Annotated in this window: 21 protein-coding genes, 3 tRNA genes and 1 other annotated feature (1 of these 25 only partly in view); of the genes, 18 read left to right on the forward strand and 6 right to left on the reverse strand. The window is 36.1% G+C overall.

The features are described 5' to 3' along the window. Window positions 1–12, forward strand: a binding site (T-box leader) (it extends 199 nt beyond the left edge of the window). A gap of 104 nt (window positions 13–116) precedes the next feature. The 18 genes from M2098_RS01600 to M2098_RS01685 all read left to right on the forward strand — a co-directional run bounded on the left by M2098_RS01600 (window position 117) and on the right by M2098_RS01685 (window position 16,349). Then, entirely contained in the window at window positions 117–1,337 is a 1,221-nt protein-coding gene (locus tag M2098_RS01600; protein WP_134168517.1) for an argininosuccinate synthase, read from the forward strand. Window positions 1,338–1,360: 23 nt separating this feature from the next. Beyond that, window positions 1,361–2,743, forward strand: coding sequence for an argininosuccinate lyase (gene argH, locus M2098_RS01605; RefSeq protein WP_134168519.1), 1,383 nt, complete (start codon window positions 1,361–1,363; stop codon window positions 2,741–2,743). Then, window positions 2,736–3,776, forward strand: coding sequence for an N-acetyl-gamma-glutamyl-phosphate reductase (gene argC, locus M2098_RS01610; protein WP_280681137.1), 1,041 nt, complete (start codon window positions 2,736–2,738; stop codon window positions 3,774–3,776). Before argH ends, argC begins: the two co-directional genes overlap by 8 nt. Window positions 3,777–3,787: 11 nt before the next feature. After that, window positions 3,788–4,996: a bifunctional ornithine acetyltransferase/N-acetylglutamate synthase gene (gene argJ / locus M2098_RS01615; protein WP_280681139.1), complete on the forward strand. Its 1,209-nt coding sequence runs from the start codon at window positions 3,788–3,790 to the stop codon at window positions 4,994–4,996. Window positions 4,997–5,013: 17 nt separating this feature from the next. Further along, window positions 5,014–5,892: an acetylglutamate kinase gene (gene argB / locus M2098_RS01620; RefSeq protein ID WP_134168525.1), complete on the forward strand. Its 879-nt coding sequence runs from the start codon at window positions 5,014–5,016 to the stop codon at window positions 5,890–5,892. Next, window positions 5,885–7,069 carry an aspartate aminotransferase family protein gene (locus M2098_RS01625; RefSeq protein ID WP_280681142.1) on the forward strand — a complete coding sequence of 395 codons (1,185 nt, stop codon included), beginning with the start codon at window positions 5,885–5,887 and terminating at the stop codon, window positions 7,067–7,069. The genes argB and M2098_RS01625 overlap by 8 nt, the downstream gene beginning before the upstream one ends. Before the next feature lies 1 nt (window position 7,070). Further along, on the forward strand, window positions 7,071–7,976 hold the full coding sequence (argF, locus tag M2098_RS01630) for an ornithine carbamoyltransferase (RefSeq protein WP_280681144.1): 906 nt from the start codon (window positions 7,071–7,073) through the stop codon (window positions 7,974–7,976). Window positions 7,977–8,095: 119 nt separating this feature from the next. Next, window positions 8,096–8,172: transfer RNA gene (locus M2098_RS01635), tRNA-Glu, on the forward strand. 133 nt (window positions 8,173–8,305) lie between these two features. Then, window positions 8,306–9,577, forward strand: coding sequence for an MFS transporter (locus M2098_RS01640; RefSeq protein ID WP_280681145.1), 1,272 nt, complete (start codon window positions 8,306–8,308; stop codon window positions 9,575–9,577). Beyond that, window positions 9,549–10,553 carry a winged helix-turn-helix domain-containing protein gene (locus M2098_RS01645; protein ID WP_280681146.1) on the forward strand — a complete coding sequence of 335 codons (1,005 nt, stop codon included), beginning with the start codon at window positions 9,549–9,551 and terminating at the stop codon, window positions 10,551–10,553. Before M2098_RS01640 ends, M2098_RS01645 begins: the two co-directional genes overlap by 29 nt. A 63-nt stretch (window positions 10,554–10,616) precedes the next feature. Further along, entirely contained in the window at window positions 10,617–10,946 is a 330-nt protein-coding gene (locus M2098_RS01650) for a PadR family transcriptional regulator (protein WP_134168535.1), read from the forward strand. Further along, the gene (locus M2098_RS01655) at window positions 10,930–11,592 is read left to right on the forward strand and encodes a DUF1700 domain-containing protein (RefSeq protein ID WP_280681147.1); all 663 of its coding nucleotides are present in this window, start codon (window positions 10,930–10,932) and stop codon (window positions 11,590–11,592) included. The genes M2098_RS01650 and M2098_RS01655 overlap by 17 nt, the downstream gene beginning before the upstream one ends. Continuing rightward, the gene (locus M2098_RS01660) at window positions 11,579–12,379 is read left to right on the forward strand and encodes a DUF4097 family beta strand repeat-containing protein (protein WP_280681149.1); all 801 of its coding nucleotides are present in this window, start codon (window positions 11,579–11,581) and stop codon (window positions 12,377–12,379) included. Before M2098_RS01655 ends, M2098_RS01660 begins: the two co-directional genes overlap by 14 nt. A 106-nt stretch (window positions 12,380–12,485) precedes the next feature. Then, window positions 12,486–12,562 (forward strand) — tRNA-Ile (locus tag M2098_RS01665). Window positions 12,563–12,588: 26 nt separating this feature from the next. Beyond that, a tRNA-Ala gene (locus M2098_RS01670) sits at window positions 12,589–12,664 on the forward strand. 323 nt (window positions 12,665–12,987) lie between these two features. Further along, entirely contained in the window at window positions 12,988–13,944 is a 957-nt protein-coding gene (locus M2098_RS01675) for a hypothetical protein (protein WP_280681151.1), read from the forward strand. An 8-nt stretch (window positions 13,945–13,952) separates the two neighbouring features. Further along, the gene (gene cls, locus M2098_RS01680; protein WP_280681153.1) at window positions 13,953–15,488 is read left to right on the forward strand and encodes a cardiolipin synthase; all 1,536 of its coding nucleotides are present in this window, start codon (window positions 13,953–13,955) and stop codon (window positions 15,486–15,488) included. Between the two features lie 9 nt (window positions 15,489–15,497). Next, window positions 15,498–16,349 (forward strand): patatin family protein, encoded by an 852-nt coding sequence (locus M2098_RS01685; RefSeq protein ID WP_280681155.1) that lies wholly within the window; start codon window positions 15,498–15,500, stop codon window positions 16,347–16,349. Window positions 16,350–16,361: 12 nt separating this feature from the next. Here M2098_RS01685 and M2098_RS01690 read toward each other — a convergent pair whose 3' ends face one another. The 6 genes from M2098_RS01690 to M2098_RS01715 form a co-directional block, all read right to left on the reverse strand. Then, window positions 16,362–17,087, reverse strand: coding sequence for a hypothetical protein (locus tag M2098_RS01690; RefSeq protein ID WP_280681156.1), 726 nt, complete (start codon window positions 17,085–17,087; stop codon window positions 16,362–16,364). Further along, complete coding sequence (locus M2098_RS01695) at window positions 17,065–17,841, reverse strand: type III pantothenate kinase (RefSeq protein WP_134168549.1); 777 nt, start codon at window positions 17,839–17,841, stop codon at window positions 17,065–17,067. The genes M2098_RS01690 and M2098_RS01695 overlap by 23 nt, the downstream gene beginning before the upstream one ends. 9 nt (window positions 17,842–17,850) lie before the next feature. Further along, window positions 17,851–19,026 (reverse strand): bifunctional phosphopantothenoylcysteine decarboxylase/phosphopantothenate--cysteine ligase CoaBC, encoded by a 1,176-nt coding sequence (coaBC, locus tag M2098_RS01700; protein WP_280681158.1) that lies wholly within the window; start codon window positions 19,024–19,026, stop codon window positions 17,851–17,853. Between the two features lie 10 nt (window positions 19,027–19,036). Beyond that, the gene (locus M2098_RS01705) at window positions 19,037–19,654 is read right to left on the reverse strand and encodes an ECF transporter S component (RefSeq protein WP_280681160.1); all 618 of its coding nucleotides are present in this window, start codon (window positions 19,652–19,654) and stop codon (window positions 19,037–19,039) included. 344 nt (window positions 19,655–19,998) lie between these two features. Then, entirely contained in the window at window positions 19,999–20,808 is an 810-nt protein-coding gene (locus tag M2098_RS01710; protein ID WP_280681162.1) for an ATP-binding cassette domain-containing protein, read from the reverse strand. 1 nt (window position 20,809) lies between these two features. Continuing rightward, window positions 20,810–21,733 carry an ABC transporter permease gene (locus M2098_RS01715; RefSeq protein ID WP_280681164.1) on the reverse strand — a complete coding sequence of 308 codons (924 nt, stop codon included), beginning with the start codon at window positions 21,731–21,733 and terminating at the stop codon, window positions 20,810–20,812. Window positions 21,734–21,747: the final 14 nt, after the last annotated feature.

Here is a 21,747-nt window from a genome sequence, read left to right on the forward strand (position 1 = left end):
AACGTCTCTGGAATGATTTTTCCATGAGACGTTTTTTTAATCTTCAACAACCTAAAAAACGTTCGTATATCGTATAATGAAATTGAATAAAGGACTATGAAAAAGGAGACGGTGTTATGAAAAAGGATATTAAGAAAATTGTATTGGCTTACTCAGGTGGATTGGATACATCTGTAATGATTCAATGGTTGAAAGAGAACTATGATAATCCAGAAATTATTGCTGTATCAGGGGATGTTGGACAAGCAGATGAACTTGAAGGTCTAGAAGAAAAGGCACTAAAAACGGGTGCTAGCAAATTTTACGCCTTAGATCTAAAAGATGCATTTGTTGAAGATATTATCTTTCCTTGTTTAAAAGCAAACGCAGTGTATGAAAATGTATATTTATTAGGGACAGCATTTGCTAGACCAATCATTGGTAAAGGTTTAGTTGATATTGCAATTCAAGAAGGTGCAGATGCAATTTGCCATGGTTGTACAGGAAAAGGAAATGACCAAGTACGTTTCGAACTTGCAATTAAAGCGTTCGCTCCTGATATGCATATTATTGCACCATGGCGTACATGGGAATTAAAAAGTCGTGATGATGAAATCGAATATGCAGAAAAACATAACATTCCATTAAAAATCAATCGTGAGACAAACTATTCAAAAGATAAAAACGTATGGCATTTATCACATGAAGGTTTAGACTTAGAAGATCCAATGAATGAACCAAAATATGATGACATTCTAGAAATGGGAGTAACACCAGAAAATGCTCCAGATGTTCCAACATATATTGAACTTGAATTTGAAAAAGGAATTCCAGTGGCTCTAGATGGAAAGAAAATGAAGGGACAAGATTTACTGCTTGCATTAAATGAAGTTGGTGGTAAAAACGGAATCGGAATTATCGACATGGTAGAAAATCGTTTAGTTGGAATGAAAAGCCGTGGGGTTTATGAAACACCAGGGGGAACAATTTTATATAAAGCACACGAACTGTTAGAAACGATTACACTAGATAAAGATACACAACACTTTAAACAACATGTAGGAATCAAATTCGGAGAATTATTATATAACGGATTATGGTTTACACCATTAAGAGAAGCACTAAGTGCATTTGCTGATAAAACAAGTGAAACTGTAAATGGAACAGTTAAACTTAAGTTATACAAAGGGAATATTACAAGTGCAGGTATTTCATCACCTGACACATTATATTCAGAACAAATTGCAAGTTTTGGTGAAGATGATTCATATGATCAAAATGATAGTGCAGGATTCATTAACTTATTTGGATTACCAATTAAAGTAAAAGCAATGCAAGATGCAAAGAAACAAAAATAAATTGTGGTAAAGGAGGGCTTGCAATGAAGTTATGGGGTGCAAGATTCACAAAAGAAGCGAGTAAAAAACTCAATGATTTTAACTCTTCAATCCAAGTGGATTGTCGAATGTATAAACAAGATATTAAGGGTTCAATTGCGCATGTTACCATGCTAGCAAAACAAGATATCATTCCTGAAGAAGATGCAAAAACGATCGTTGAAGCACTACAGGACATTGAAAAAGATATTGATGAAGGAACCTTAATGATTGATCCAGAAGCTGAAGATATTCATATGTTTATCGAGCAAGTTCTCACGCAAAGAACGGGAGATGTTGGTAAGAAACTGCATACTGGGCGAAGTCGTAATGACCAAGTGGCACTTGATTTCCGTTTGTATACAATGGATCGCTTAGATGATTTAACAACTTTGGTTAAAGAATTAATTCTAACGTTATGTAAACAAGCAGAAAAACATACAGAAACCATTATGCCTGGATACACGCACTTACAACGTGCACAACCAATTACATTTGCACATCATCTACTTGCATATGTGGAAATGCTAACACGTGATTTACAGCGTTTCGCTTTTGCCAAAGAGCAAGCCAATGTTTCACCACTAGGTAGTGGAGCACTAGCAACTACAACGTATCCTATTGATCGTGCTTACAGTGCAAAGCTGTTAGGAATGAAAGATATTAGTTTGAACTCTTTAGATGGTGTAAGTGATCGTGATTTTGCAATTGATGCGGCTAATGCCGTAGCTACTTGTATGATGCACTTATCAAGATTTTCGGAAGAAATTGTATTATGGAGTTCATGGGAATTTAAATTCATTGAACTTGATGATGCTTTTGCCACAGGAAGTTCGATCATGCCACAAAAGAAAAACCCAGATATCTGTGAATTGATTCGTGGGAAAACGGGACGAACTTATGGAAATTTAATGAACTTACTAACTATGATGAAAGGTTTAGCCTTGGCATACAACAAAGATATGCAAGAAGATAAAGAGGCACTCTTTGATTCATTAGATACATTAGAAGTATGCTTGGAAACAGTTATTCCAATGGTGGATACAATGCAAGTACTAAAAGAAAATATGCGTTCAGCTGCTGCAAAAGGATTTATCAATGCAACAGACTGCGCAGACTATCTAACTAAAAAAGGAATGCCATTCCGTGATGCGTATGGCGTGATTGGAAAGTTAGTTCAACAGGCAATCACAAGCAATAAAGTGCTTGAGGAATTGCATCTAGAGGAATTCCAAGAAGTCAGTGAGCTTTTTGAAGAAGATATTTACGAGGCGATTTCTCTAGATACATGTGTAAATAAGCGTAGTGTTGTTGGTGGGCCAGCCCCAGCAGCAACCAAAGCGCATATCGCATTGGTCGTTCAAGAATTGGGTGATCAAAATGAATAAATTACAAGTAGGGATTATTGGTGCAAGTGGATATGGTGGAGCGGAATTATTGCGTTTATTACTCAACCATAACCAAGTGGAGATTGCTGGTATCAACTCGCGTAGTTATATCGGAAAACCGATTTGTGAACTATATCCAGGATTTCAAGAGATAAGTGATTTAGTGTTTGTTGATGAAGATGCTGTTATTATGGCAAGTGATCTAATCTTTGCAAGTTTACCTCATGGAATTAGTGAACCAATCGCAAAAAAATGTGCAGATGCAAATAAGTGCTTTATCGATTTGGGTGCAGATTTCCGTTTGCATGATGAAGCGGATTGTCAAGCTTGGTACAATGTTCCATTCAAAGAAAAAGCATTACACGAACAAGCGGTATACGGATTGAGTGAAATCTATCCAGAACAAATCAAGCAGGCAAAAATTATTGGGAATCCAGGATGTTATCCAACAAGTATTGGCCTTGCTTTATATCCACTTATGACAACAAACTATGCATTTGATGGACATGTGATCATTGATGCAAAAAGTGGAGTTACTGGAGCGGGAAAAGAATTGAGTGAAGGTTCACACTTTCCAAATGTTAATGAAGCATTTCATCCATATAAAGTGGCAAATCACCGTCATACACCTGAGATTGAACAAACATTAACTGAGATGCATAAGCAAAAAGTACAGATTACCTTTGTGCCGCATCTACTACCAATCTCGCGTGGAATCATCTCTACGATATATGTCAAAATGGATGAAGCAATCAACTTTGATGACTTGTATCAACACTACGTTGATACATATAAAAACCATACGTTTGTACGTGTGTTAGAAAACGGGAAATGCGCAAACTTAAAGTATGTTCAATATTCAAATTATTGTGATATTAGCTTACATTACGATACACGAACACATACACTTGTCTTAGTATCAGCAATCGATAACATGGTTAAAGGTGCTGCAGGACAAGCGATTCAAAATATGAATTTAATGTATGGGTTTGCTGAAGATGAAGGATTGAAACTCATTCCTCCATCATTCTAAAAGGAGGAATTATGAGTCAAACGGGAGTATGTTATCCAAAGGGATTTCTTGCGAATGGAATCCACTGTGGAATCCGAAAAAATAAAAGTAAAAAGGATTTGTGTTTAATCTATAGTGAAAATATATGTGCAGCTGCAAGTGTGTACACACAAAATAAAGTGAAAGGTGCACCAATTGCAATCACAAAAGAAAACTTGTCTAACCATCTAGCACAAGCGATTGTCGTCAATAGTGGAAATGCAAATACATGCAATAGTAATGGTGAACAAATTGCTAGAGAGATGGCTAAGTTAAGTGCAAATGCACTAGGGATACAAGCAAACGATATGATTGTTGCTAGTACAGGTGTTATTGGCCAAAAACTAGATATTACACCGATTGCAAACCATATTCAAGAACTCGCAGACGGTCTAAGTGTTGAAGGTGGTATTGCTGCATGTGAAGCAATTATGACAACTGACACAACGATTAAAGAGTGGCATGGAAGTTTTGTGATTGATGGAAAAGAATGTCGTATCGGTGGTATTGCCAAGGGAAGTGGAATGATTCATCCAAATATGGCAACGATGCTTTCGTTTATTACAAGCGACGTGGATATTAGTACAGAGATGCTAAATCTTGTAATAAAAGAAGTGGCCGATGAGACATTCAATATGGTAAGTGTTGATGGAGATACATCGACAAATGATATGCTGACTGTAATGTGTAATGGACAAGCAGAAAACCCACAGATTCGCGAAAAAGGAAATAACTATGCCATCTTTAAAGAAGCACTGTTTCGTGTAGCAAAACACCTTGCACGCGCAATGGCAAAAGATGGTGAAGGAGCAACAAAACTATTAACTTGTCAGGTGGTAAATGCACCATCCAAACAAGCTGCAAAGTGTATTGCAAAAAGTGTCATCGCATCAAGCTTAGTGAAAAGTGCGATGTTTGGAAATGATGCAAACTGGGGTCGTATTCTTTGTGCCATTGGATACAGTGATGCAGACTATGATGAAACAACAATTGATGTAACATTTACTAGTGTTGCAGGAAGTGTTGATGTATGTAAACAAAGTCAAGGTGTCAACTTTGATGAAGAGCAAGCAACACAGATCTTAAAACAAGAAGAAGTCATAATCTATATTGATATGAATCAAGGCAAGGCAACAGCAGAAAGCTGGGGTTGTGACTTAACATATGACTATGTCAAAATCAACGGAGATTACCGTACATAATGAGGGGTGAAACAAAAATGATGAAAGATGCAATTAAAGAAGCTGAGATTCTCTCGCAAGCTTTACCATATATTCAAGAATACAGTGATAAGATTATCGTTGTGAAATATGGTGGAAATGCCATGAAAAATGAAGAGCTCAAACAAAACGTTATGACGGATATCGTATTGTTGAGTGAAATAGGAATAAAAGTTGTATTGGTACATGGTGGTGGACCAGCAATCAATCACATGCTACAAAAAGTAGGAATTGAACCAAAGTTTGTGGATGGATTACGGTACACAGATAAAGATACGATGGAAGTTGTACAAATGGTTCTAGCTGGACAAACCAACAAAGAGTTGGTATCTATTCTAAATGGAAAAGGAGCAACTGCAGTTGGACTTTCTGGGATGGATGCAAAACTGATCAAAGCCAAAAAATACGAAGCAAATGGAAAAGATCTAGGTTTTGTTGGTGAAGTAGAACAAATTCATGCAAAATCAATTCTTGATGTATTAGCACATGGATATATTCCAGTAATTGCATCGGTAGGGGTTGATGATGAAGGACAAGCCTACAATATCAATGCGGATATTGCAGCAAGTTCCATTGCCCAAGCACTCAATGCTGAAAATATGATTTTAGTTAGTGATGTTCCAGGGATTTTAGAAGATCCAAAAGATGAACGTTCATTATATTCAAATATTTACTTCGATCAAATTGATGAATTAATTGCTAGTGACTTTATTAGTGGTGGAATGATTCCAAAAGTTGAGTGTATCAAAACTGCACTTGATGGTGGTGTTAAGAAATCATGTATTATTGATGGTCGCATTCCACATTCGATCTTAATAGAAATATTAAGTCAACAAGGAATTGGAACCTTGTTTAAGAAAAGAGGCATTTATGAATAATGTATTGAAGATGCGAGAACATACATATATTGCAAATACGTATAATCGTTTTGATGTCGCACTAAAGTATGGGAATGGTGTTATTGTTGTTGATGATGAAGGAAAAGAATATTTAGATTTCACAAGTGGAATTGGTGTATGTGGCTTAGGACATAGTTTTGAACCATGGGTAAAAGCAACTGCAAAACAACTAAAGGATATTGAACACACATCGAATTTGTTTTATACAGAACCGATGGTAGATGTTGCTGAGAAACTATGTAAAGCAGCAAAATTAGAAAAAGTATTCTTTGCCAACTCAGGAGCAGAAGCCAATGAAGGAGCAATTAAAGCTGCGCGTAAATATGCTTTTGATATTTATAAAGGCGATCGTTCTGAAATTATCACACTAAAGAATTCATTTCATGGTCGTACGATTTCTACATTAAGTGCAACTGGTCAAGATAGTTTTCATCAGTTCTTTGATCCATTTACACCAGGATTTGTTTATGTGGAACCAAATAACTTTGAAGAACTAGCAAGTGCAGTAAACTCAAAAACACTCGCGATTATGGTTGAAGTCGTACAAGGAGAAGGTGGAGTTATTCCGCTAGCAGAAACCTACTTACAAGCAATACAAGATATTTGTGACCATAAAGACATTCTTTTTATCATTGATGAAGTACAAACGGGAATGGGGCGTACAGGATCACTATTTGCATATATGCAATATGGATTGAAACCAGACATCGTAACATGTGCCAAAGGACTAGGAAATGGATTGCCAATTGGAGCAGTTCTGCTAGGAGATAAAGTAGAGGATATCTTTGAAAAAGGAGATCATGGTTCTACTTTTGGGGCAAACCCTGTATCTTGTGCTGGAGCAAATGTTGTAATGGATTACATGAATGATAGTTTGTATAGCAATGTTATCAAGATGGGAGATTTACTAGTAACTAAATTAAAGGAAATCCCACAAGTTGTACAAGTGGATGGACTTGGATTAATGTTAGGGATTGAAATTGATGCATCAATTGCTGCGCGTGAAGTGGTGGAAGCATGTATTGAAAAAGGGTTACTAATTTTAACTGCTAAAAATCGTTTACGTTTGTTGCCACCACTAGTAATTACAGATAAACATATCGAAAAAGCCGTAAAAATACTTGCAGATGTACTGGCAAGTAAAGCAAAGGGGTAATATGAAACATTTATTAAAGATGAGTGATCTAAGTAAAGCAGAGATTTATGAACTGTTGGACTTAGCAGATACATTGAAAAAAGAAGTGAAAGCAGGAATTCAAACGCCATACTTAAAAGGAAAGACGTTAGGTTGTATCTTTCAAAAGGCAAGTACGAGAACTCGTGTGTCATTTGAAGTCGGAATGGTACAACTTGGTGGATATCCATTATTTCTAAGCTCAAATGACTTACAAATTGGTCGTGGAGAACCTGTTGAAGATACAGCGCGTGTACTTTCAAGATATCTTGATGGTATTATGATTCGTACCTTCGAACAAAAAGAAGTAGAAGATTTTGCCAAATATGGAAGTGTACCAATTATTAATGGACTAACTGATTATGCCCATCCATGTCAAATTCTTGCAGACTTAATGACAATCAGAGAGTTTAAGGGAACACTAGAAGGATTAAAACTATGCTATATCGGTGATGGTAATAATATGGCTAACTCATACATTGTGGGGATGTTAACTGCAGGGATGAAAGTCAGTGTGGCGACACCAAAAGGATATGAGCCAGATGCAGACATTCTTGCAAAGTATCAAGCAGATCCAAACTTTGAACTAACCAATGATCCAAAACAGGCCGCAAAAGATGCGGACGTAGTGGTAACGGATGTTTGGGCAAGTATGGGGGATGAAGAAGAAGCAGACCAACGTAAGAAAGTGTTTGCTGGAACATTCCAAGTAAACCGTGAAATTATGAATCTTGCTAAAGCAGATGCAATGGTCTTGCATTGCTTGCCTGCACACCGTGAAGAAGAAATTACTGCAGAAGTATTTGAAGAACATGCAAATGAGATCTTTGAAGAAGCAGAAAACCGTCTACATGCACAAAAAGCAGTGCTTGTAACACTGATGAAATAAGGGATTTTACATCCCTTTTCTATTTTATTGAAAATATTTTAAAAAACTTTCAAATAATGCTTGACTCACCCCCTTCGTTTCGGTATAATTCATCATGTACCTGTCAAAAAGGTAATGTTGGCCCGTTGGTGAAGCGGCTTAACACACCGCCCTTTCACGGCGGCATTCACGGGTTCGAATCCCGTACGGGTCACCAATATAAAAGAACGAGACAATTAAGCCGGTCTCTTTTTTTTATGCTTCATGTAAGACATTCATCTAATATATGATTGACATACATCTAACGTCATATTATACTAAAGTTGTGATATGTTAGAGGGATATCAAATATGAAAGAGATAACACGTAAAATGTTAATAAAGGATCAACCGCGCTATGTTCGTTACATGAGTGCGAATTTAATCAATCGATTTGGGGATGCAGTAGATTCCTTAGCAACGGTTTGGTTGACATATGAAGTGACAGGTAGTGCAAGTATGTCTGCACTAGCATATGCGTGCAACATGCTACCTACAGTAATTCTGACACCGCTATTAGGTGCGTACGTTGAAAAACTAAATAAGAAGAAAGTCATGGTACTTGTTGATTTTATGCGTGCAATTTTGGTGTGCTTGTATTTATTCCTATATGTTAGTGGAATATTAAATGTTGCATTGATTTTAACACTTACCGTACTGACATCAAGTGTTGAAGCGCTTGGTCAACCGGCAATATCCGCTTTTGTCATAGAGATTCTTGACAAAGAGTATTATGAAGTTGGAGTTGGAACCAATCGTGCATTGATGTCTGCAATGGAGCTTGTTGGTAATGCATTAGCAGGAATTATTCTAGCAACCTTTGGTATTGCTGGTGCCTTTGTTGTCGATGGGTGTACATTTGTGATTGCTGCTTTATTAAAACTGAGTATTCCGTATAAACAACGAATACATGAACAACATGCAAATACTCCATATCTTACGATGCTAAAAGATGGATTTGTTTATTTGAAAAAATCCAAGGTATTATTGACACTATGCTTTATTGGATTATTCTTAAATGCATCACTGGTTCCATTTAATGCAGTACTTGCACCTTATATTGGAACATACTTAAATGGAAACCCTATGTTTCTATCGTTGGTAAGTATTGGAGTTTCGGCAGGGACAATGCTTGGTGGATTTCTATATCCTACAATCAGTAAAAAAATATCTACGAACATGCAATTTGCAATCGCAGGAATATGTGCAGCACTTTTATATTTTAGTTTTACATTGGTTGCAGTTCTATCTTTACCACTTTATATTTCGATTGCCTTACTTTGCATCTTTATATTTTTTATGGGAATTGCAGTTAGTATTGGTGGTAGTGTAGCCAACATTACATTTATCTCTCGGGTAGATCAGGAATACCTATCACGATCTTCTGCGATTATCGATGCGTTTTTCTATAGCGGGATGCCAATTACATCAGTTGTTGTATCGATTGTGGTAGCAAGTTTAAGCATTCCACAGGTATTTTTCATCTTTGGATGCATCTGCTTAGCATGTTTTGGTATAATACTACATAACAAGACATTGAAGGGGGACACAAGCGATGTTAACACTACAGCAACAACCATATGAATTATATGAAACCTTTTCGTACTTTGAGCGTGCGTACTTCAATAAACCCATAACAGCAGCTTGGAAGAAATATGATCCACTTCGTAAGAAACTAGAAGAGAGTTATAAGGTGTTACAGCCAATGCTTAGCAAAATTATTACAGACCATCAAAAATTCTTTGAGTATACGACGTTTGGTGCATCAGAAGGTGATACGTGGGTTGGATTTATTGTGTTTTCGATTGTATATTTAAATAAAAGTGAAAATCAACAACGCGCTTTCGCTTTAGAAATGATGGAACTTTTGAAAGCATCAAGCATACAGGAAGAAGCTGACGATTTACGTTCAACCTTTATTACTTTCCTACAAGAAGATGAAATGGATAGTAAACACAAATGGGAATTACTCTATATATATGAAAATTTCGATTTTTTTGCTAGTGAAATTACAACAATTATTGAAACGCTTCGACCTGAAGTTCGTAAACAATTACAAATGTACCAAGTAGAAGTATCAAACTTTATTGACGATATCACACAGAATACAAGGCAAATGAGCTTAGAAAGTTATATTAAAAAGGTTGTGCGTGTCACTATTGAAAATGCAAAGGTTCGAGTCATGTATCCAACTGTATTTGGTTCAAATTCACTAACGATTCAGGAACAATATGTGTTTATTGGAATTCTGTTTGATTCATCATTTGACTTTCAAGGAGAGAATGAAGAACTAGATTTATTGTTAGCTAAAATGAAAGTGTTAACAGATCCAAGCAAGTTTGCAATTCTTAAGGAATTACACAAGGAATCAACATATGGAAATGATCTTGCAAAGGAAATGAATTTAACTCCTGCAACGATTTCGCATCATATGAATGCTTTATTAAGTGAAGGCCTTGTTAACTTGCGAACAGGTAAAAGCAAACGGATTTATTACAGTGTGAATGAAGAGGCAGTGAAAAGCATCCTACAAAACGTTGAAGAGCAATTATTAAGTTAATTGCTTTTTTTTGTTGACAATAATATTATACGGTGTATAGTATTATATGAAAGGAGATACTATATGAAATTTCAATTAGGTTCAAGTTTACTGGATGCATGTGTATTATCAATCCTCAGAAATGATGATGCATATGGTTATAAACTAACACAAGAAGTGAAGACAGTTATTGAAGTATCGGAGTCGACACTCTATCCAGTTTTACGACGCTTGACAAAAGATGGATACTTAGAAACCTACGACAAACAATTCGAAGGTAGAAATAGAAGATATTACACCCTAACTGAACAAGGGAAGAAACAATACCAATTGTATTATGATGCTTGGAAAGAGTTCTCGACTCGTATAAGCAACATCATGGAAGGAGGACATACAAATGGAGAATATGACTAAACAACAATACATTACAAAGCTTTCCTTCTATTTAAGAGGGATGGAAGAAAGTGAATATGAAGATGTAATGAATTACATTCAAGAATATTTTGAGGATGCAGGAATTGAGAATGAACAAAGCGTAATGGAGGAGTTAGGCTCACCACAAAAGTTAGCTGCAACACTTCGTGCAGAAGCAACTATTAAAAGTGCAAACAATAAAAGAGAAGAAGCAGAAAGTAATCTGCAACAAGAAAAACAAAAAAACAGTACATTAAAAACAATACTAATCATTGTTTTAGGGATCTTTGCTTTACCAATAGCATTGCCATTAGCAATTGCAATGATCGCAGTTATTTTTGCACTATTTGCAGTATTAGTTAGTATGGTGATTGTAGTAGTTGTGATGATTGTCGCACTATTTATCGTTGGAATTCCAAACGTTGTACATAGTATCTCATTATTTAGTGTGAGCATTGCAGATGGATTAGTTGCACTTGGTGCAAGCTTGATGATGATTGGTGCAGGTTTACTAATGGCACTAGTTGTAGTAGCTATAATTAGTAAGTTTATCCCTTGGATGGTACGCCAACTCACAAAAATCTTTAACCGACACAATAGTCGTCCACATTTAAACAAGGAGGGACATATTTATGATGAAAAATAGATGGATAAGAAATACAATCCTTGTTGGGTTAAGTGTTTGTATCGTTGGATTTGTTGTAATGTTAATCGGATTTGGACAAGGTGGACGATTAACGGTTTCAAATTATCGGATAGGACCAATTGGTATGGTAGGTATCAATCGTCAATCAGATGAGAAAACAACTACGTTTCATTTAACACCAGAAAATATCACGGGTCTTGATATCGAAGCAGAAGTTGGAGATGTCGAGATTGTAAAAGGAGATCACTTTGAAGTAAATATGGAAGGGTTTAAACCTTCAGAAGTAAAATACTCAAACTTAAGTCATGGAATCTTCAAAATTGAAACCTATAGTGGAATTGATCTTATCTCTTTAGGAACAAATAATAACTATGGAAAGATTAAGGTTATTGTTCCTGCATCATTTGATAAAGTTGAAGTTAGTGCAAATGTAGGAGATGTGAGAGTTTCTGATCTTACTTTAAAAGAATTTGATATTTCTGTTGATGTTGGAAATTTAGAAGCAAAGAACATGAATGTAGATGTAGTAGAAATGGATGTAAACTTAGGACATGCACTGTATCATGGTGCAATTAATCAATCGGTAGAAGCCGATTGTGATTTAGGAGAGCTAGAGTTGCAAATCAAAGGAGTACGTGAAGAGTATTCAATGGAACTTGATGCAGATTTAGGAGATGTAACAGTTGATGGTCAACATCACGGTACATATGAATCAAAAGGGACAACAAATAAAAAAATCGAAGCTTCAACAAATTTAGGAGAGTTAATAATATCCTTTATTCAATAGGTTTTTAAGGCACTTTTTAGAAAATAAAAAAAGTGTCTTTTTTTTCAATTTTAGTGTTGACACCTTATATGCTCCATGGTATTATAATAAGGCATTCGCAAGAAGCGGGCCTGTAGCTCAGTTGGTTAGAGCGCACCCCTGATAAGGGTGAGGTCGCTGGTTCAAATCCATTCAGGCCCACCATTTTCTATTCGAATGTCTATATACATGGGGTTTTAGCTCAGCTGGGAGAGCGCCTGCCTTGCACGCAGGAGGTCAGCGGTTCGATCCCGCTAAGCTCCACCATATAGTAAACTACACCGAAGTGATAAACTTCGGTGTTTTTTAATCTTAATGGAGCTTGTGACTTATAACTGGACCTCCGCGTGCCTGGTTGGCGTAAACTTTAAAAAAGTAAAAAACTGATATCTTGCAAAAAAATAGGTAGTCAAAAATACGAAAGATATCCAAATTAATTTTAACTTTATGATTGAAGCGAACAGATAGAATGATTCAAGTGATGAAGATAGAGTTGAAAAAGTTCAGTTATTGTTCAGTTAGAATCTATGGATTTACTTTTTGTTTAAGTGGAATTGTTGTATAATAATCAAGAATATATGGAGGAATTTATGTTAAACGAAATCGCTAAGAAATATATGGATCAATATGGTTGTCGCTTTAAGGGATCACAAAAACGTAAGTTCCGTGAAGCCATCTCGCACGACTATGAACAATTGGGTTATAAAGTAGAAACGGACACACAAAGAGTCAAACTATCTCGTGTAAATAATTTATATGTTGGTAGTATCAAACAAGCGAAGTATGTGTTTGTTATACCGTATAATACACCACCGAAGGTATTTTGGTTTAAGAATCGAATTTACCCACAAGATGGATATAAACAAATGCGTAGAATGTTTTTCCCGCGTTTTGTGCCAATGATTGCAGGTTACTTAGTATTGCTTGCATTGCTATATATTATTCCGGCATTCTTGCCAGCAAGTATTGCAACATATTTCTTTATCTTTGTGTTGTTATATTTAGCTGCACTGGTTGTCTTTATTGTACGAGGTGTACCAAATAAGAAGAACTATGTAAATAACAGTGCATCGATTGCCATTGCTCTTGATATGGCTGAACAGTTAAGTCCAAGTCAACGTAAAGAAGTCATGTTTGCTTTCACAGATAGTAATCAAGTACATTTAAGTAATGGGAATGTAGCATTCCAAAAATACTTAGTCGCTAACAATAAAGCAAGTGCTTCTTTGATTACGCTTTTCTGTATTGGGCGAGGAAGTCAAATTTCATATCAAGTAGGACGTGGTCTAAAGAATGAAGCACGTGATATGCAAAAAGCATATAAAGGAACAACACCAATTGAAATTGTGCAAATGGGTGATGATCGTAAAGCAGAGGGTATCTTACGTGATTTCTCAAAAGCAATGATGATTTCAACAGGTGATAATGAAGACGGAAGTCTGATGGTTGAGGGATGTGCAACAGGTAAAGATCATTCAGTGAACATGGAAATGGTCGAACGAATTAGTGAAAGCCTTGTTACATTCATCCAAAAAAATAGAAAATAAGGGGTAAGATGAAACAAATTTTTCGATTACTAACCAATAAAATCGTAATTGTTGGAGTATTGATATTGCTGCAACTCGGGCTAGTAATGCTAGGGGTATACACTCTTAGTGTTTTTAGCTTAGATGCGTATTCCATCTTTCATGTGTTTTCGATTTTAGCTGCCTTATACGTAATTAATCGAAACGATAATCCATCGTATAAATTATCCTGGTCAATTTTGATTTTGATTGCACCAGTATTTGGATGGTTATTTTACTTAATGTTTGGGGCAAAGAAAGTACCTAAGAAGTTACGTGAACGTGATGAAGTATTACATCAAGATGTCGTAGCGCATATTGAAGGAAATGAAGAACTATATCATTATTTAGTACAAAATGATGGAAGTGCCTATAAACAAATCAATTACATTTGGAATGCAAGCCAATTTCCGCCATATGGAAAAACGCGAACTAAGTTTTTTGCGACAGGTGAAGAAAACTTCGCGGAGTTGATGTTGCAATTACAACGTGCAGAGAAGTTTATTTTTATGGAGTACTTTATCATTGATGAAGGATACATGTGGGATAGTATACTTGAAGTGCTTGTACAAAAAGTCAATGAAGGTGTAGATGTACGTCTTATTTATGATGATTTTGGTTGTGCAAGTAAACTTCCAAGTAAAACGAACATCAAACTCGAAGCACTAGGAATTAAAACGTATGTGTTTAATCCAATTCGACCACGCTTAGCCATTCAAATGAATAATCGTGATCACAGAAAAATAACAGTTATCGATGGTAAAGTTGCTTTCTCTGGTGGAATCAACATTGCAGATGAATATATCAATCGTAAAGTTCGCTTTGGTCATTGGAAAGATGGTGGAGCCATGCTTGAAGGAGAAGCGGTATGGAGTTTTACCTTTATGTTCTTACAGTTTTGGAATTATAACAGTGAAGAAAAAGATAACTACCATGATTTCAAGCAACCAGATGAAGCATTTGAAATGTATCCAAATGATGGTTTAGTACAACCGTTTAGTGATACCCCAACAGATGATGAAAATGTTGGAGAGTACACGCATATTAATATGATTAATAATGCAACGGATTATGTATATATCACAACACCGTATTTAGTTATTGATTCGGAAATGCGAACAGCATTAATCTTAGCGGCAAAGAACGGTGTGGACGTGCGAATTTTAGTTCCGCATATTCCAGATAAGAAAATCGTGTTTCAACTGACACGGTCAAACTATGAAGTCTTGACACGCAATGGTGTTAGAATTTATGAATACACACCAGGCTTTGTACATGCAAAGACCTTTGTTTCTGATGATAAGTATGCCATCGTAGGAACAAGTAATATGGATTTCCGTTCATACTACTTACACTATGAATGTGGAATTTGGTTTTATAAGAGCAGTTGTATTGAAGATATAAAACGTGATTATCTTGAAATGCTTGATGTTTCGCAAGAAATTACGTATGAATATTGTCGTAGTGAGAAACTTGTTGTACGAATGATTCGTGCAATTCTCAATGTATTCTCACCACTTATGTAGGAGGAATTTATGAATCAAAATGTTGGGATTATTTGCGAAGGTGGAGGAACCAAAGCAGCCTATACCAGCGGTGTTTTAAAAGCTTTACTAGAGCATGATATAAAACTGCCGTATTCAGTTGGAATTAGCGCAGGAGCTGAAAATCTACTGCCCTATGTTTCACGTCAACCCTATCGTTTGGAAGTGACAGGAATTGAAGCAGGAACTCAAAAAGATGCAGTAGGTATTCGACCATTATTTAAAGAAGGTGGGATCTTTGGTTTACATGCAGTTTTCCAGTTTCTTGAGAAAAAGACACCACTTGATTATGATACCTTTTATAAGAGCCGTACAAGGCTTGATATCGGCTTATACAACATCGAGAAGGGAACAGTGGAGTATTACAGTAAAGAGTACTTAGACAAGGACCAAACGCTTGTGAAGGCAAGTTGTGCATTGCTGTTATTAACGAAACCTTACAAATATTTAGGTGGTTTATATATGGATGCAGGATTGATTGATATGATTCCAATCGAACAAAGCATTCGTCAAGGAAATACCAAACATATTTTTATCTCTACGAAAGAAGAAGGATATGTACGTAAACCTGCACCTGGATGGCAAATATGCTTAGCCAAAATGAAGTATCGCAAATATCCACATGTTGCACGTGATTTGAAATTACGTCATGTTCGCTACAAAGAACAATGGGATAAAGTAGAAGAACTAGAAAGCAAAGGACAAGCCTTAGTCTTGCGTCCTAGTGAAGATCATGGAATTACGCGGTATACGCAAGATCCTGATAAACTACGTGGATGGTTCCAATTGGGATATGATGATACGATTGCACGATTGGATACAATTAAGGAATTCATTAAATAAGAAAAGAGATTTCTACAGTTCGTCTGTTGAAATCTCTTTTTGTTTGGATAATGCTTTTTGTGCTTCTTTATAACGTAAGGTTCCATCGTTGCGAATCGATGATAGAAACTCTGTGCTATAAGGAAGTAGTTGTCCCATGACAATCATAACTTTCCATCGATAGACAGGATCTTTACTATTGTAATAGGTTGCTTCAATGATTTTAAAGACAATTTCATCACTGAAGTCATTGTTGTAAAGTAAGTAACCAATTGCAATAATTGCTTCACGTTGTACTTTACGAGGTTTAATAACCAATGCGTTAAGTAAATCAGGTAATACTTCAATATCCATACGACCAAGTGTTCTAGCAATAAGATCACGAGGTAAAGGGTATGAATTCTTCTTTGTGATTCGTTTTGGCAGTGTTGTGTATTGCTTATTTGGGATCACTGCTAAGTAGTCAATCAGTAAGTCAACTTGCTGTGTTGCATTTTGCAAAGACTTACAAATTTCCATACGTGTATACAATGCTTTTTCAATAGTTAAACGTTGAAGTAATAACTTACAAATTTCTTCTTCATTAGCAAACAAGGAAAGGTGTTTTGCGGCAATCGTACGTTTGATTGCTTGTTTATCGTTAAGATTAACAATCGAGGCTTCTTTTTCTCGCTTGTTTGGGTAAATATCGAAATGTTCGATAAACCCACGGCTTTCTAATTGTGTTCTTGTGCTTCTACCCTTTTTTTGTTCGCTCATATATCATCCGTAATCCTTTAAACGTTAAGTCGGGATCGTAAATATCGATCTCCTCAGTTCCTTCGGCTATAATCCTTCCTAAACCACCAGTCGCGATAACGCGAATGTGGTCCCCCATTTTTTCTTTGAAAAGCTTAATAATATGTTCGGTTAACCCAACATACCCAATATATACACCAGCTTGCATGCTATCAATTGTATTTGTTGCTAGTACGTTATGAACTGGTTGTATTTGAATTTCTGGTAATTTTGCAGCCCTACTAGATAGTGCTTGCGCACTAATCTCAATACCTGGAGCAGTTGTTCCTCCTAGATACTCACCTTTGCTATTTACAAAATCAAAGGTTGTTGCTGTACCAAAATCAACTACGAGAATATCACCACCGTATCCGTAGTATGCACCTACAGCATCTACAAGACGGTCAGCACCAAGTTCCCGTGGGTTATCAATCCGAATAGAAATTCCAGTTTTTACCCCTGGACCTACAATCATTGGTTCGATATTAAAAAACTTTCGAATCGAATTGGTAAAGCTGTGCATAATTTTCGGCACAACACTAGAAATGATAACATCTTCAATATCTTTGACATCGATTTTTGCCGCATTCAGGAAACTTGTCATAAAGAATCCATATTCATCACTTGTCATGCGATTTTGTGCGGTCAGTCGATAACTTTGAACAAGTGTATCACTACCTTTTTCATATAATCCAATGGTAATGTTGGTATTTCCAACGTCTATAACTACTAACATAATTCTCTCCTATTTACACAGTGTTTCTAATATACGATATGCAAGTTCTTCTTTGCTTGCTTTGGATAACTCTGTGTTTCCGTCACGATTGATTAGCGTAATGATGTTTGTATCGACATCAAAACCAGCACCAGGTGTACGGATATTGTTTGCAACTAGTAAGTCGCAATGTTTCTTTTCAAATTTCTTGCGTGCGTTTTCAAGCATATTTTCACTTTCCATCGCAAAGCCACAAAGCTTTTGATGACTTTTATGATCACCTAAATATTGTAAGATATCCTTTGTTTTCACAAATTCAAAAGCGGTTGCTTCTGTATCTTTTTTAATTTTTTGATCAGCGATAACTTTTGGTGTGTAATCTGCAACTGCAGCAGCCATGATGACATAATCATATGTATCATATTCTTTTGTCATTGCTTCAAACATATCATCTGCACTGACTACATCAACTACGTCTACGCGATATGGTTTACTAAGATGTACAGGACCACTAACTAAAGTGACGCTTGCTCCCATGTTTCGGGCAGCCTTTGCGATTGCATATCCCATTTTTCCACTACTATGGTTTGAGATAAAACGTACAGGATCAAGAGCTTCCCTTGTTGGTCCAGCACTAACAAGCACGCGTTTCCCAGTAAGTGTTTTTTTAGGATAACCAACCATTTCAATAGCTTCAATCATCGTTGGAATATCGGCAAGTTTTCCAGTGCCTGTATCACCACATGCAAGTAAACCAACACATGGTTCAATAATATGATAGCCAAGTTTTTTTGCTTTAGTTAGGTTTTCTTGTGTCACAGGATTGTTATACATTTGTGTATTCATCGCAGGTGCGATAAGTTTTGGACAATTTGCTGCTAAAAACGTAGTACTTAACATATCATCAGCGAGTCCATGTACCACTTTTGCAATAATATTTGCAGTTGCTGGAGCTAAGATAAAGACATCTGCTTTTTTTGCTAATGAGATGTGCTCTACATCATAATGCTCGACACGATCAAAGGTGTGCACGTATGTCTTATGTTTTGTCAGTGAAGAAAATGTCAAAGGGTCTACAAACTTTGTAGCATTTTCAGACATTATGACTTCTACATCATATCCTTTTTTTAATAGGTCACTTACAAGTTGAACGGCTTTAAATGTAGCAATCGAACTTGTAACACCAACTACGACACATGGTTTCATCGTTTTCTCCTTATAGTGATACTACTTTTTTTCCAGCTTTACATACAGCTACAGCAATAATGACTGCGGCAATAGCTTCCATAATTCCTGAACCAGTTATAATCGACATAATAAATCCAATCAGTGCATCATAGGCAATACCTACAACACTTGCATATGCTGGTCCAAAGAAGATGTAGATTCCACCAAGAACTAAAATTGTGTTCGTTAAGGAACCAAGTAATGCAGCAACTGACATGGAAAGAATGTCAGTTGCATTGCGTTTGGAAAGTTGTTCATACACAAGACCAGCAACAAAGCCGACCAGTACCCTAGGCACAATTGCAATTAATAAACTAACGAAGTTTCCACTTTGCCCACCAATTGTAATGAATGGCGAGAACACAAAACTTGAGATGTTTGGATCAATACTTGCTTTGATAAGAGATGTTAACCCAAAGACAAGTCCAACAATTGCTCCTTCTTTCTTTCCTAGTAAGATTCCAGCAATAATGACTGGAATATGTAAAGTTGTTGCGTTAATGAATCCCAAATTAATGTAACCTAAAAAGGGAATGACACTAACTGCAATCTCTATTGCAATAAATAATGCAAGTAGAGTAAAGCGTTTCATATTCGTTTTTTTCATGTTATACCTCCTGTCGCTTCAAATGAATGCAACGTTGTATAGTTTAAGATGTGGTTTAAGTTGTAGGTAAATGTCTTTTCAGATCACTTCCACGTATAAACTATGCATACATTATAACGTACACTACCCAAAAAAGAAAATAATTATCCCGAGTAACACCTACAAGATTTCATCTAAAATACATAACTTATAAACAAAACACATAAAAGATACATATAAAAAAAGAAGAAATTAGTAACGATTTCTTCTTTCATCTATATATATCGAACATTGTAATATAAGGCGATGAGGGAGGGAGTGAAGGCCCTCCTCATCATTCAAGGATCACAATTGGTTCGCAAATTTTAATCTAATAGCATACTGTCACTAAAGTCGTTGTGACTTTTTTGTTGGTATAATTTCATCACATCTTCAATAGTTAAGTTCGCTTTTTCTTCGTTGGAAAACTCGTAAAGAATTTTTCCTTCATTCATCATAATCAAACGATTTCCATAAGCTAATGCTTGGGCAATGTTATGGGTAATCATAATGGTTGTGATATTTTCTTCTTTAATAATCGTATCGGTAATTTCCATTACTTGTTTAGCAGTCTTTGGATCAAGAGCTGCAGTATGTTCATCAAGAAGTAATAAATCAGGTGTATTAATTGTTGCCATCATCAATGTAAGTGCTTGACGTTGACCTCCCGATAGTAATCCAACTTTACTTGAGAAACGTTTCTCTAAATCTAGGCCTAATAAGGAAACTTTGTCTTTCATCAATTGACGCTCTTGTTTTGTTAAACCAATTTTGAAGAATCGGTGATATAAACTGTTTTGAGAATTTCCACGTCGATAAGCAAGTTCCAAATTCTCTTCAATACTCATATCTGGAGCTGTTCCTTTTAATGGGTCTTGAAACAAACGGCCAATTTTCTTAGCACGGTTGTATTCTTTCATATATTCCATATGCTTTCCGTTAAGAATGATTTGACCTTCATCTACTTCATAACTTCCGCTTATACAATTCAATAATGTACTTTTACCTGCACCATTACTTCCGATAATCGTAATGAAGTCGCCATTGTTAACTTTTAAACTCACATCATTCAATGCCTTTTTCTCGTTAACGGTGTGTTCGTTGAATGTAATACTGATATGTTTAAGTTCTAACATATTACTTACCTCCAATTCTGCGTGCACGTTTCCGCTTTTTCTCAATAAATGTTTTAATGGTTGGAATCGAAATTACAATTGCGACTAAAGAAGCACATAATAATTTCCAATCATTTGGATCCATTCCTTGTGCTAAGGCAAAAGATAAAAGTAAACGATAAACCATTGCTCCTAGTACAATCGAAACAAGTGAATTAAGAACACTACGTTTACCAAATACACTTTCACCAATGATGATACTTGTTAGTGCAACTACCATCATTCCAATACCTTGAGAGATATCATAGAAGGTTTGGTGTTGTGTATAAATCGCTGCACATAACCCTACAAATCCATTAGCTAGTCCAAGCCCCATAATTTTCATCGCATCAGTATTGATTGAACTTGCACGTACCATTTCTTCGTTATTTCCGGTTGCACGTAAGGCAAGTCCCATCTGTGTTTTAAAAAATACATAAAGTAATAGCATGCAGATAATAACAATCACCAACAATAAGATTAAATTGCTGTGATCAAGTATACTTGTTGGTAAGCCAATACTAGCAAGTACATCATGAAATTTTGTGAAGATGGTTTCTACACCAAACAATGAAAGGTTTGGTGTACCACCAGCAATTTTTAAGTTGATCGAGTATAATCCAGTCATTGTCAGTATTCCTGCTAAGATGTAATTCACTTTCATCTTAGTGTGCAAAAATCCAGTGACCATTCCAGCAAAGCAACTTACGAGTGTACCACCAAGGATGGCTAAAAACGGATGTCCAGCAATAGATAGTACAGCACTTGTCACTGCACCTGCAGTAAAGCTACCATCTACGGTTAAATCTGGAAAGTCCAATACTTTGAATGTTACATAAACTCCAAATGACATAATGGAAAATAGTAATCCTAATTCAATTGCACCTAATATTGTATTTACACTCATACAAGTTCCTCCAA

It is taken from the genome of Breznakia sp. PFB1-19, assembly GCF_029893935.1.
Lineage (GTDB): Bacteria > Bacillota_I > Bacilli_A > Erysipelotrichales > Erysipelotrichaceae > Breznakia > Breznakia blatticola.